Below are 14,109 nucleotides of genomic sequence, written 5' to 3' on the forward strand. Positions count from 1 at the left end.
CCATTTATTCATAAATAAAACGATAGATTCATAACAGGTCATATCACGATTCCATCTTTAACACTATAATTATAGCGTTAAATGTACAAATATACAATATAAATTTTAAACTGCGCATATGTCTGTATGTAACTATCCATAATAACCCATATAAAGTTCAACGAGGAATAAGGTGAATATATGGGTTCTTTTCGAAAATGGATAAGGGGCGAAAAATCTTTCTCTACACACGAGCAATCTGAAACTGTATTACATAAAGAAATTTCTTCCTCCATGCCGCTTAATCTTAAACACTTATCCAAATTATTTAGTGGTATTCCAGAATTAATTACACGCACTTTCCCGTTAAAAAACGGAAAAGAAGCTGCTCTTATATATACGGAAGGACTTGTAGATAAAACTGTTATTAATGTAGATATTCTTCGGCCTCTCTTATTTAAAGAATGGAATGAAGACGATTTTTGGGAATCTTCTGTTTCTATAGGGAATATTAAAAAAGTTCAGAAGTGGATAGACATTGAGCAATCTCTCTTACATGGCAAAAGTATTTTATTTATAAACGGTCAATTATCGGCTTTAGAACTAGATACACAAGCGGCGCCAAAAAGGAGCATTGAAGAACCTACAACAGAGACTTCCATAAAAAGCTCACACGAAGGATTTAATGAAGTGGCAAGTGATAGTATCGCACTTATTCGTCGCTATATTCCAAATCGCGAATTAAAAGTGAAGGAATTCACTGTTGGCGAACGAGCAACCTCTAAAGTTTTTTTACTTTATCTTGCAGATGTTGCAAACGAAGATGTTGTACAAGATATGACATGCCGCATCGAATCAATCAAAGTAGATGCTATTCTTACTACCGGTGAATTAGAAGGATTTGTTGAAGATAATTCCTATACTCTCTTCCCACAATTGTCTATCACTGAACGTCCTGACACAACGGCACATCATATTTTGAATGGGCGAATCGCTGTTGTTGTAGATCGCTCACCAGGCGTATTAATAGGACCTATGACCTTTTCATCCTTTTTTCAGACGATAGATGATTACAGCTTCAGACCTATGATTCCATCTTTTATACGACTTCTTCGTTTCACTGGGCTATTTATTGCAATATTTGCTCCTGCTCTTTATATTGCTATGATTTCCTTCCATTATGAAGTAATTCCGCTCAAATTGTTGTTAACGATTGGAGAATCTCGAGCCAAAATTCCTTTCCCCCCCATATTAGAAGCTTTATTAATGGAATTAGTTCTCGAAATGCTCCGAGAAGCAGCGATTCGGCTTCCTGGGCCTGTTGGACAAACAATCGGCGTCGTAGGAGGAATTGTAATTGGACAAGCTGCGGTTCAAGCTGGGATTGTTAGTAACGTTATGGTTATCGTCGTATCAATTACTGCGGTTGCCTCTTTCATTATTCCTAACTTAGAAATGTCAGCAGGAATTCGGCTTCTTCGATTCCCAATGATGATAGCAGCCTCTTTATTTGGCGTCATTGGAATTATGGTTGGAATGGCAATCATTATCATCCATATTCTTTCTATGGAATCACTTGGTGTGCCATATGGTAGTCCTTTTTCTCCGTCATATGCTTCGGACTTAAAAGATACCCTTGTACGTTTCCCATGGAAAATCATGAAGAAACGGCCACTATCTCTACAATTAAAACAAAATAACCGGCAAAGCGATGTTGAGGAAAAGGAGGAGAATAAGTGACAAAACGTGCAAAGAGGGAAATCACTTTATTTCAATACATTTTAACTATTAGTGGTGTTCAAGTCGGATTCGGCGTACTTACACTCCCGCGTGAAGTTGCACAAGGGGCGAATACAGATGGCTGGATGTCTATTATTATCGGATGTGTCATTACTACTTTAGTCAGTCTATGTATTGTAAAAATTATGGAAAAACATCCAGGATATACTTTACTTGATGTGCTGATACGCTATCTTGGAAAATGGCTAGGAAGAGTAGTAATGATTTTTTGGATTTTATATGCTGTACTCGCAGCTGTTTCCTTAATTTTTTCCCTCTTATACGTTATTCACATTTGGATTTTACCTAGATCTCCTATGTCTTTAATTATGATTTTGCTATCTATTCCAATGCTTATGCTTGCATGTAAAGGAGCACTTATTATTAGTCGTTTTGCTGTTTTCACTGTCATCTTTACACTTTGGATGCCATTATTATTATTTATTCCTCTTAAAGATGGGCATTTTATATATCTACTTCCTCTTATCAAGGAAGGATGGCTACCAATTATAAACACCGTGAAATCAACTATCATTGCGTTTCTCGGATTCGAGTTTTCGTTTGTCCTTTATCCTTATTTAACTAACAAAGCATCTGCAAAAAAAGGAATCGTTATTGCGAATTTGATTACGTTATTTATTTATCTTCAAATCACGTTCGTTTCTTTTATTTATTTTAGTCCAGATGGTATAACAAAGTTTTTATGGCCGACACTTTCTCTTGTTACACCGTTTCACTTCTCATTTCTTGAGCGATTTGAAATTATCTTTTTGTCATTTTATCTCTTTATTATTTTTGATTCCTGTATTCCTTATATTTTCACTGCTTCAGATGGAATTAATCAATTACTTAACAAAAAAGGCAGTTCATTACCTATTTATTTTTTATTATTCGGATGTATTTTCATCTTATTCTTTTATATCCCTTCTTCTTATCAGATAAGTGCGTTGCGGGAATTTTGGGGAACTGCTAGTTATTTTATCGTTTTTCTATTCCCAGTGGTATTTCTCTTATACATGACACTTTATCAGCATTGGAAAAGGAGAAAAATTTAAATGAGACGTTGTATTCATTTTATTATATTTTGTTTCCTCATAATTTTTTTAGTAGGCTGTGAAGATCGGCTTGATTTAGAAAAACAATCCATCTCATTAATTTACGGTTTTGACGCAAAACCAAAAGGAAAATTAATTGTATATCACGTAAACCCTATTTTTAATGAAGATGTAGAGAAAAAGTACGAAATTCATGAAGCGAAAGTACATACACCCCGAGAAGCAAAAGATACGTTTAACAGTTCAAGCAGCGGTTTAGTGTCCACAGAAAAGTTACAGCTCATATTGTTTAGCACAAATTTTTTAAAACAAGAAGGAGCTATGCCTTATCTGGATGTTTGGTATCGCGATCCTAAAAATACAGGAAATATGCGCATGGTTGCAGTAGATGGCCCCATTTCTTCTGTTATATATAATAATTTCAAAGATAAGCCTGCTCTTCCTGAATATTTAACAGATTTAATTAATACGAACAAACTATACAATCGGACCGTGTTTACGACATTCCATGAATTTCATAGACAAACTTTTAATAAAGGCGTAACTCCTGCTATTTCAGAAATAAAAAAAGGGAAGAAAGATGTTATTGTTACCGGTTCGGCACTATTAACTTCTCGTGGAACTTATAAGATGTCTTTAAATCGCTATGAAAGTGCCCTTCTTCTTATGGTGCAAAAGAAAGCTAATATACCCGTTTCACTTACAATGAAAATCCCCTCTAATTTAGTTGAAAGTAATAGCCATCTAAAAGATACAAAAGGCGACGATTTCATAACAATAAACGTTCTTAGTATGAATCATGATATCGATACAGACTATAGCGATAACCGCTTCAAATTTAATATTAAAATGGATTTAAAAATTGCCGTATCTGAACTTACATTCAACATGGATATAGATAAAGATAGAAAGAAATTAACTTCTCTTATTACAAAACAACTAAACAAAGATTTAAACGAATTAATCTACAAAATTCAAAAACAGCAACTCGATCCATTCGGATTTGGTGATTATGCGAGAGCATTTCACTATAAAGAATGGAAACAAGTTGAAGATGATTGGCCACGTGCCTTTTCAAAAGCTAATGTGAAAGTAGCACCAACTATTAAAATTTTAGAAAATGGGATTATTAAATAGAAAAAACACGCTACTTGCTCTTATACGTTTAAAGAGCAAGTAGCGTGTTTTCATTTTTTATTTTGAAGCTTATGCAGTTACGCTTCTGTTTCTGGTTCTTCGTTTTCCGCTTGTTCCAACCTTTGCTGCTCCGCAAGTTCAGCTGAAATCATTCCATAATAAATTTCTGGATATAATCCAAATATTTGATATACACTTCCTAAAAACGGCATCAGAATCCCTCTTTTCTAAAGTTGTATTGCCACTTTTAAGGATTCCCTTTTCATTCATTATACATTCGTTTTTGGCGTTTCTTCTTCATCTTGAACACTTAATAAATTTTGCCATTTTTTATACGGAGCGCTATTTGGATCTACATATCCTTTTGCATGCGAGCGATCCCACAATTGTTTAATAAACATTTCTTTCTCTTTCTTTGCCACCATATCGGCACCTGTACCGTAATAGTTCTGGAAATACAACTCGATTTCATCAAGGAATAGTCTTAATAATTCATCTGATGTTTCTTCTAACGTCGGATCATACTTCGCTTCACGGTCATACATTAAAATCATGTCTAAAAGATTGTGGACATGTTCTTTTCTAAGCCATCTTACATCTTGGGCTCCTAATACGAACGGATGTGTATATAAATGTCCACCTTGTATCATCGCCTTTTCTTGCTCTTCTTCAAATCGTGACAAGATGTTTTCATAAATAAACGGATTATGAAGCAATGCTCTGTGTAATTTATAACTTTCGCTTGAAATATTTTTCCCCATCGACTGAATTAAAAAGCTACGTCCCACACCGTTATATTGATACACAAACTGTCCATCAACAGCAACTAAACTAATCCAGCGATACATATATGCGTATAGTAATGCACGATTACATTTATCATAATCTAATTTTGTTTGAGTCGCGTTTAAATCTGGCATAAAGGCTGGTAAGTGCCAATACTTATCTAAATGCGGCGTTAAACTAGATTTTTTACTATTTAATTTGTTTACACGGCGATAATACGATTGGAAATAGTCACCTTTATCATTCATAAATCCGTTTGAAATATGTCCTGATGATAATTTAGGAAAGTCTTGCAGCGATAAGCCGTAATGTGCTCGATAACAGATCACTTCAAATGGCGAAAAGGCTTCATGTACTGTATCTTTTTCTTTAAACATTTCTTGAATTAATTCCTCTTGCAGCTCTTTCTTTAAAGAAGGATGTATACCCCAATATTGTAATTCCCTATGATGAGCAACTTTCGGAACGAATGGACTCGCTAAATGGAACAGGTCTTCAATTTTTTCACGAACGTATTCATCGCGATCACGTTTCTTATAATCCGCTTCTTTTCGCAACGCCTCAATGATATTCAGTTCTAATTTATCACGATAGCGTACTTGCAGTTCGTCATAACAATAGCTCAGTATATGTTCTCGGTAGAAATCCTCTACCTTTTTCGACTGAATCTCTTCTGTTTTCGCATCACGACAATATTCCCCGTACAAACTCATATAAATTTCCGCTGATATATCTTTCGGTAGTACACCTAAATTTAAATGTTGCTGCATATCTTGCCATATCTTTTCTTGCAGCTGTTCCTCAGCTAATACATATACATTCGTCGGGTTTGTTTTCCCTTCAAATTCCTTACTGCGCTTTTGGATTTCAAACAATAAATTTTCACGTGTTTCATGTAAATTATCAAAAAACCTTTCCCAATATTGAATCATTTTATTAACTGTTTGATATAGCGATTGATACACAAGTTCTAATAGCATTTCTTTTCGATATTCATTTAATTTGTGTACATATTGCGTTACGATGTCTTCAAATTCTCTTTTGAATAAACGTTGCTGATTATTAATCATTTTTCCAAACCAGCCTTGTTGTTGAGCAATTTCTACTCGGCGTACAGCCGTTACCGTTCCATCGATATTACCCACATTAAATTTTTTATCGTAGTTTTGAATTACATTACGCTTTTGTTCATTATTTTCATGTAGTCGATTCATTTTTTCTACTAACTGCTTTCGAATTTCATATAACATAAAACGTGCTGCTACTGGGTGAACTGGATCTGTTTTCTTTAAAAACCATGTATTTAGTTGATAGGACTGCCCTTCAGAACCACTTGGTGAAAAGCGGTCTGATTCAATCATGTCATATAAAAGTGTCGTTACATGTTCATGTACACGGCTCGGAATCGCATACGCATATAAACGCACCGCATGATCCACTCTTGCCACTTCACCTTTCATTTGTTCCATCATTTTCAGCTTCGCAGCTGAAATTTTACACTCATGTTGCAGACGATTTAATTCCTCATCTTTTTGCACCGTGCGTTGTACATAACTTTCTACAGCTTCTAAAAACAGTTTTGATTTCGCAACTCCGAGCTTACCACCCTCTGCTCCTTCACGCGTTTCATTGTACATTTGTCTATAGAAAATATGAGCTTGCTCTGGACGGGTAGCAAGATGTTCCAAGTCCTCTAAATAACTTTTACCTCTCTCCGGCTTTTCACGCTGCATCCCACGTTTTACATCTTGGTCATATCTTTGCTTCTTCTCTTGAAACAGTTGATCTAAATGAAGCCACGATTCATCTAAACCTTGCACAGCCCATTTTAAAGCACAATATTTTAACACATGCTCATACGGATAAATGAGTTTTGCCGTTCCTGCCCCGCAATATCGTCCTTTTCCGCTTGATTCTGCTAATTGCTGAATTTGATTGTCTTCCTGTGCAAAATGACTTGTAGACATCGGGCTAAATAACTGTAAATAAATTGTATTTGCCATTTGCTCCATATAATCTGATAAATTGTGCAAATGGTGTCCATGTAGGTTTTCGTAGTCGTATAAGAAACAATAATTGTACGGTAAATGATGTTGTTTAATTGTATGATTCGTTCTTCCGTCTTCATCTACTTGATCAGGGCGATACTCTAATTCAATTGTTACCCCGCCGCGTTTTGATAATTCTCCAGTAGAACCGAGCGTAATAGCATGTAATTCTTTTAACGATGCATATCCGTTTGCTTGCACCGTCTCAAACTCTTTCGCACTAACTGTTCTCGTCTTTACTAAAACATCAGGCATTAAAAACGCACCGCGTATTAAAATGTTATGATGCTGCAATTTTTTCCGAAGCATTTCACGTAAATATAATGCAATTTGTAGAAACATCCCCGAACCTGTTCCGCCTGCTAGTGATGTTACTATAATGACACGCACACCATATTCTGTTTGATCACTTGTAACAGGAAAAATTTTCTCGATTTCTTGCCAAAAAGAGGTCAATTTATCTTCTTTCATCGCAGCACGTAACGCTAAACGTGAAATGACACGTAACTGTCCTGCTCCTTCTGTTAATGGTTTATCAAGTATAGTCGGATCCATCGGAAACCACTCTGGAATCGTTGGATCTCCCGCAATATACTCCCTAGGCGTTTTACTAGAACTTGTTTGTGTCTTAAACTTTCGAATATGATCAAATTTACTCAAAGTATTCACATCTGTATCAAATACGTGCATTGCTACCTTTTTTCGGCGCTCTTCAGGCAGTTTTTCATATATTTGATGCGTCACAGTACTACCGATCCCACCTAAACCAATTAATATTGTTGGAACTTGTAATGTCATGTGAACCACCTTCCTATTCTTGCTTGTTTGAAAAAAGGGAAAGAGAATCAATACTCCATCCCCTTCTTTTCCCTATCTACTATTCACATTCGTATTTGTAAATCTCCTTACCATATCCTCTATCAATTAGTAAAAGTTCATTTGGATATAGTGTCTTATGCTCCATTCCTACTTCTTCCTCTGTTATAAACATCCCATCAATAATCATTCCTACTACTTGTGACTCTTTCGCTACAAAGACAGATTTCGAACCTTTCTTGGCTATAAACGTAACGGATTGCACAGTTTTTCTTTCTGCTCGAAATGGGATACCAAAATAATGTTTCCACCATTTATTTCGAAGTAATTCTGGTTCAGATTGATATAACCAATCTTTCGCTACTTCTTGATCCCATTCGTAATACAATAGCGCTTTCCGGTGAAATCTTGGACGAACAATCCATCCTAAAACGATTATGCCTACTACTAGCAGCAATAAAGTGATAGGAATGACAAACTTAAAAATAAGCGCATACTTTTCATAAAACGGCGCACTTTGAATATGGAGTGATATTTGCTTCTTTACTTCTTGTAATTTCGCATCTTGTATAACGATGGTAGCTTCTACGGTGCCAGTATCTGTGAAATTGAATGTGTCGGAGTAATAAGGACGAGGATAAACGTAAATTTGATTACCACGTTGTTTTATTTCATAGTTGATTGATTGTTTAGATGTGACACCAGTAGATTTTAATAGTTTCTTTACAGCCCCTTCTGTCATCGGCTTACCATCTAACTTTGGTTGTAAAATAAACGGTTTACTATTCTCTAAATTCGTTACTTTTTCTTCATAATCTTTCGTAACAGTTTGAAGTGATAATTTTGGCTTTTCTGTTGTTTCAATTTTGAATTCTTTCGTCTGTCTGTAAAATCCCTTTATATTCATATGAACTTTTCCACGTACTAACCCTTTACCAATCTTCGTTTCGTAATAAAACACATGCCTCTTATCGTTCCACTTCATCGGATATTGTTTTCCGTCTATTTCTACTTCTGCTTGAAAGTAAGAAGACTGAATTGGTAACTCAGTAGGCTTTGCTTCAATAACAGCAGTAACACCTTCGTACATTTGTTCAACATTTTTTTGACTATTATCATCTTTGTCATAAGTAGAAACCGTATAGTTAAGCGCTGGTTCAACAAGTACTTGCAATCCTTCTTTCTCAATATCCCGATCCACTTCTATCGTATATGTTCCTGGTTTAATGACTTCCTGATTTTCCGTGCTTATATGAACTATATTTCCAAATAATTTCGCTTCTCCGGGTGCATGTATGGAAAAAGAAGACTGTAACTGTAATGGTTTCGAAATTTGTGTGACCTGATAATTAGACAGCGAAGGCGATTGTCGTACAAGCGTCATACGCTTTAATGGGAACGGCGTTGTAATCTCTACTTTCTTTCCTACTACTTTCGTTTTTACAATCGATTCAACGGAGGAGAATGGATCACGATTCGCAACTAATGCTGCCACTTGATTTACACTTTTTACAATGCCATCCTCTCCGCTTGACGGCATCGTAACTCCGTTTATCTCTTTCTTCCATATTTCCTTGAACGTATTTAGTTGTTCTTTTTCTTGTTGTCCTAAATCTTCTTCCATCGTAATTAAGACTGGATGTAACGATATCTTTTTTGCATCCATTTCTTTCTTAAACTGGGCTAATTTCTGTGTAATTTGTTCTTTTCCGCCAACTTTATCTTTTTCTAGATCATTAAATGCCCCGTCAGTTAATACAATAAGCCAAAATTCACGTTTTCCATCTATATCTGCTTCCTTTTTTATAGATTGCATCGCCGTCTCTACTGCGCTAAAAGGAGTATTTAAATACGTTTTCCACGCTCCAATTCCTTCAATTTCTGTTTGCCTTTTATCCTTCGTTAACGAAATGTTTAACGGATTATTCGGCTTGCTCATTGGAACATAAGAAAATGTATCTTTTTCATCTAATAGCGCAACTAAACTTTGCAAAGCGTAATTGGCATATTTCCAGCGATCGTTATTTCTCATGCTGCCCGAATCATCATATACAAGTGAAACGACCCTTTCCTTTGCCTCCTCTCCTTTTGCAAAAGTCCAATAAGGATGTAACCATATAAATAGAAACAACATGAATGTGGCACAAATTCGAATTTTCATGATGAGGCTTCGCCACCTTTGTAGACAAATTCCTATGTTTAAATTTATGAGAGGAAACAAGATATATGACTTGTATTTTAGGACAACTAACCCACCATAACTTTATTATGTAAACATATATATACACTTGGTAATATTCTTTATAGCATTTTCTATCCAATTATATAAGCAAAAAAGCCTGTCTAAGCTTCATACTTAAAACAGACTTTTCCTACTTTTCATATTAAAAACACACAACAAAAAGTTTGATTTTTTAATTAGCACATTACTTCAATTGTAAATCCACCAGGTGCTTCAACGTAAAATGTATATGCATGGGCATGCTTAGGAGGCTCCACCAAAAATCCATCTTTCTTCAATCTTTGATTTATCTTATCTACTTGTTCTTCACTTCCTTGTGGAAATCCTACATGAAATGTTTTTGGATACTGAACTTCTTTTCCCTTCATTAAAGTTAGTATAAATCCATCATTATCACGCATAACTACAAAGGCATTCCCCCTTGTTCCACTACAAATTAAACCAAAATACCTCTCTAAAAACTCTCTAGATGCTGTTACATCTGTAACTGTTAAATTAAGATGTTTAATTCCCAATCCTCCACCTTCTTTCTCAATTTTCTAATATTTTATCATACAAATAAAAAACACGCCTTTCACAGCGTGTTTCATTGCTTCACATATACTTCAACAATTGGATTATCTTTGTTATCTGCATGTAAGCGTATATTCGCTTCACTCGTATTATAAATGCTGGCTAATAGCATAATTGTTAACAAATTAGGAGTCTTAGCATCACTTCCGTATTTTCTTTCAAGCGCTTCTTTATATTCAAACTCTAAATCCCCCTGTATATATGTATACACTTCAAATCCATCCTCTAAATTGCAAACTACTGTATCAATAATATCCGCTCCTACTTGTTTCTTCATTTCATCTCGCAATGCTTCTATAAATTCTTTCCACGGTACTTCGTATGTTTGAAACTGATCTGTAGATTTCATTGCCTTTCCCTCCTTACTATATCCTTTCTCTATATTTCCCCTTTCATATAACAATTATGATAGGTAGGTCATTCGTACAAGCCGCACTTGTCCCCCTTACATATCGTATTACTGTAAGGGGGAAGGAGGACAGAACATGCATAGACAAAGATGTTATGATACGTGCCGACGTTATTTCGGTAAAGTTGTTCGAATTGAAGATCGCGATGGTCGCATTCATTTAGGCAAAATAATCGATGTGACAAATGAATCTGTATGGATCGAACCAATGCAACAGCGCTCATCTTTTGATACAGGATTCGGATACTATGACGCATATGCAAACGGTGGTTGTGATCTTTGCGGCGGCATTAGCAGGTGTGATAGTTGCGGATTTGGTTGCGGTGGTGGATTCAGTAGCTGTGGATGTGGCGGTCGTGGTTGCGGTAATTGTGGTGGCGGCGGCTGTGGTGGCGGTTGTGGCTGGGGCGTTGAACTTGGATTTGGTTTCATCTTCGGAATTACTTTAGCTGCATTATTTTTCATTTAACATAGTAAAGAGTTGACTACCTTTAGCCAACTCTTTTTCTTTATTTTTCACATATAAAAATACGATGCCCTAAAATATGTTGGTACATAAGCCGTACATTTTCATGCTGTACCCATGCCTCATATAACTCATTCGGAATATATGTTGATACATTCCATTCCGGCTCTTCTATATAGCTAGATATCGTTTCTGCAATTGTACCACCGCCAGCAATTGTAATTCTTTTGAAATTTGCTTTCTGAAATAGTTGTACCCACTCATTCTCAGTTAATAATTCTTTCATGCCATATAATTGGGCAATTTTTTCTTCCTCACTCTTCTCAATATGTGTATTAATAATCATTTCAATGACAACAAGCTTACCATCCTTCTGTAATACACGATAGCACTCTGATATAACCCTTTCTTTATCTGTAAAAGCGAGTATCGATTCCCCAAGCACAAACTCAAATGAATCATTTAAACAAGGTAATCGCTCTGCATCACCTTGAATCAATTGTACATTCAATCTTTCAAACAACCATCTATCTTTCGCTTTTTGAATCATAATTTCATTCTTTTCAACCGCTGTTACTTTATAACCGAATTCTTTTGTCATGTAAGCCGCTGTTTTCCCTGTACCACAACCTATCTCAAGGACATCCGCTCCTTGTCTAAGAGGCAGTTGTGCTAGCAATTGTTTTGTTAACGTAAAACCACCAGGATGAGCACTTCCTATTCCGTAATAAGCTAAGAAATCGATGTAAGTATTTCGTTCCATGGGATTCTCCCTTTTTTATTTTATATATTCAAGGAAGAATGAAAAGTGCATAAAAAAAGGGCGCATCACGCGCCCCCTCAGCTTATTTTTCCTCACCGATATATGCCCATTTGTAGCTGTAATCTCCACCAACTGGGTGGTGAACAATTCCTTTTACTTTTGCTCTTTGAACAATTGCATCACCACGTTGATATAATGGTGCAATTGCTGCATCTTCCAGTAACATTTTCTCCGCTTTCAGTAAGCTATCCCAACGATCTTTCGTTTTCGTTAATAGCTCGCCTTTACCTTTTTGCACAATTTCATCATATTTAGGATTTGAATATCCTGTTTGGTTATGAGGCCCATTTGTAACGAACATATCAATGAACGTCATTGGATCTAAGTAGTCAGGGCCCCAACCAGCGTAAGATAAATCATAATCTAGATCTGATTCTAATTTTAACTTTTGTTTAAATGGCTGGTTTTTCAAATTCACTGTTAAGCCTGGTAAGTTTTTCTCAAGTTCTCCTTTTAAGAACTCTCCTACTTTTTTCGCACCATCACCATCATAGTTTAATAGTTCTACTGTAATTGCATCTTTTCCAAGTTCTTTTTTCGCTTTTTCCCAATGCTCTTTTGCCTTTTTCACATCTGTTTTTAAAATATCTCCATTTTCTTTACGGAAGTCTTTTCCATCTGGGCTCTTAGCAAATTCTTTTGGTACTAAGTAATCTGCAGGTGTAGAACCATCATTTAAAATTACATTCGTTAAGCCTTTTTTATCATACGCTTTTGCAATCGCTAAACGTAAATCTTTGCTCTTTAGCACTGTATCTTGCCCACCACGTTTTTGGTTTAAGCGTAAGAAGTACGTTGACGGTGTTTTTTGTGTAAAGAAATCGGGGCTTGATTTATATTTGTCAACAAATTCAGATGTAAGTCCTGAGCGATCAATTTGTCCACTTTCATATAAATTGACACGTGTACCGCTATCTTTTACCACATTAAAGTTAATTTCTTCCAACTTAACTGTTTTATTATCCCAGTATTGTGCATTTTTCTTTAACTTCCAACCTTCTTCATGTTTCCAGTCTGTTAATGTAAATGGTCCGTTGTATAACGTTGTATCTGCTTCTAAACCGTACTTTTCTCCTTTTTCTTTTACAAACTTCTCGTTTAATGGATAAAATGTTCCAAATGAAGTTAATTCTACAAAGTAAGGAACTGGATTTTCTAATTCTACTTCTAACGTATAGTCATCTACAGCTTTTACTCCTAACGTATCTAGCTCAGCTTTTCCTTCATTAATCGCTTGTGCATTTTTTAAATCAAACATAATGTATGCATATTCTGCTGCTGTATTTTTATCTACCGCACGTTTCCAAGAGAATACGAAATCTTTTGCTGTTACAGGCTCTCCATTTGACCATTTTGCATTTTTATTCAATGTAAATGTATATTTTTTACCATCATCACTCTTTTTATATGATTCAGCAACCCCTGGTGTTGCTTTATTATCTTTATCAAGTCTATACAAACCTTCCATTACGTTGTTTAAAGCGAGAAACGATACTTGGTCTGTCGCTTTAGCAGAGTCCATAGATGGAATCTCTTGAGACTCTGTTAAATTAAGCACTTGCTTCGCCGCTAGCTTTCCGCCTTCTTTTTCACTGCTTTTTGGTGTTGTGCTTGCTTTATCTTTTTCCCCAGATCCAGAGCAAGCTGTTAATGCCATACTCATTACTAAAACTGGTGCTACTACCGCTGTTAATTTTTTCATCTTTTTTCTCTTCATTTTTGTACCCTCCCCAATTATATGTACGCTATTAACATTTAGAGATTCCCTACTAACTTTCGTTATCAGAAAATTCTTATTAATTAATATTCTACTGTTTTTTCTAGTTTTGTAAAGTATTTTTGTAAATTTTCTAAAAATTTATTTTTTTATGATAGTAACTTGTTGTTTTAACTACTATATGAATTATCCCCCGTCTACTATATGTAAACATCCATTCCCTTATTCCACTCTATTACTACGTTCTATATTTTTCTTATTAGCATGAGGTCTCTTACT

General features: G+C 35.5%; 11 protein-coding genes. 4 read left to right on the forward strand and 7 right to left on the reverse strand.

Features of this window, described 5'->3' with window-relative positions; translation table 11 throughout:
• Positions 1-180 precede the first annotated feature (180 nt).
• From DOS87_RS20060 to DOS87_RS20070, 3 genes are read left to right on the forward strand one after another with little or no spacing between them, the layout of a single operon-like run.
• The gene (locus tag DOS87_RS20060) at positions 181-1,719 is read left to right on the forward strand and encodes a spore germination protein (RefSeq protein ID WP_208730119.1); all 1,539 of its coding nucleotides are present in this window, start codon (positions 181-183) and stop codon (positions 1,717-1,719) included.
• Positions 1,716-2,813: an endospore germination permease gene (locus DOS87_RS20065; protein ID WP_000166526.1), complete on the forward strand. Its 1,098-nt coding sequence runs from the start codon at positions 1,716-1,718 to the stop codon at positions 2,811-2,813. The genes DOS87_RS20060 and DOS87_RS20065 overlap by 4 nt, the downstream gene beginning before the upstream one ends.
• Complete coding sequence (locus DOS87_RS20070) at positions 2,814-3,950, forward strand: Ger(x)C family spore germination protein (RefSeq protein WP_001250481.1); 1,137 nt, start codon at positions 2,814-2,816, stop codon at positions 3,948-3,950. It begins immediately after the preceding gene.
• A 77-nt stretch (positions 3,951-4,027) separates the two neighbouring features.
• Here the strand turns inward: DOS87_RS20070 and DOS87_RS20075 are convergent, their stop codons facing one another.
• From DOS87_RS20075 to DOS87_RS20095, 5 genes are all read right to left on the reverse strand, one after another.
• Positions 4,028-4,162 (reverse strand): hypothetical protein, encoded by a 135-nt coding sequence (locus DOS87_RS20075; protein WP_001116178.1) that lies wholly within the window; start codon positions 4,160-4,162, stop codon positions 4,028-4,030.
• Positions 4,163-4,219: 57 nt separating this feature from the next.
• Entirely contained in the window at positions 4,220-7,582 is a 3,363-nt protein-coding gene (locus DOS87_RS20080; RefSeq protein ID WP_000175112.1) for a tubulin-like doman-containing protein, read from the reverse strand.
• Positions 7,583-7,661: 79 nt separating this feature from the next.
• A complete protein-coding gene (locus DOS87_RS20085) occupies positions 7,662-9,761 on the reverse strand; it encodes a vWA domain-containing protein (protein WP_079245820.1) in 2,100 nt (699 codons plus the stop codon).
• A 257-nt stretch (positions 9,762-10,018) separates the two neighbouring features.
• Complete coding sequence (locus tag DOS87_RS20090; protein WP_000511532.1) at positions 10,019-10,357, reverse strand: VOC family protein; 339 nt, start codon at positions 10,355-10,357, stop codon at positions 10,019-10,021.
• Positions 10,358-10,428: 71 nt separating this feature from the next.
• Positions 10,429-10,764, reverse strand: coding sequence for a hypothetical protein (locus DOS87_RS20095; protein WP_000842916.1), 336 nt, complete (start codon positions 10,762-10,764; stop codon positions 10,429-10,431).
• Positions 10,765-10,900: 136 nt separating this feature from the next.
• Between DOS87_RS20095 and DOS87_RS20100 the strand changes: the two genes are divergently transcribed.
• Entirely contained in the window at positions 10,901-11,293 is a 393-nt protein-coding gene (locus DOS87_RS20100; protein ID WP_000555008.1) for a hypothetical protein, read from the forward strand.
• Between the two features lie 40 nt (positions 11,294-11,333).
• On the opposite strand, the gene DOS87_RS20105 is transcribed toward DOS87_RS20100, so the two are convergent.
• Both DOS87_RS20105 and DOS87_RS20110 read right to left on the reverse strand, forming a co-directional pair.
• Entirely contained in the window at positions 11,334-12,053 is a 720-nt protein-coding gene (locus DOS87_RS20105; RefSeq protein WP_000440865.1) for a class I SAM-dependent methyltransferase, read from the reverse strand.
• Between the two features lie 82 nt (positions 12,054-12,135).
• Positions 12,136-13,830, reverse strand: coding sequence for a peptide ABC transporter substrate-binding protein (locus DOS87_RS20110; RefSeq protein ID WP_000823460.1), 1,695 nt, complete (start codon positions 13,828-13,830; stop codon positions 12,136-12,138).
• Between the last annotated feature and the right edge of the window lie 279 nt (positions 13,831-14,109).

The organism is Bacillus sp. CR71 (genome assembly GCF_003429245.1).
Taxonomy (GTDB): Bacteria; Bacillota; Bacilli; order Bacillales; family Bacillaceae_G; genus Bacillus_A; species Bacillus_A thuringiensis_S.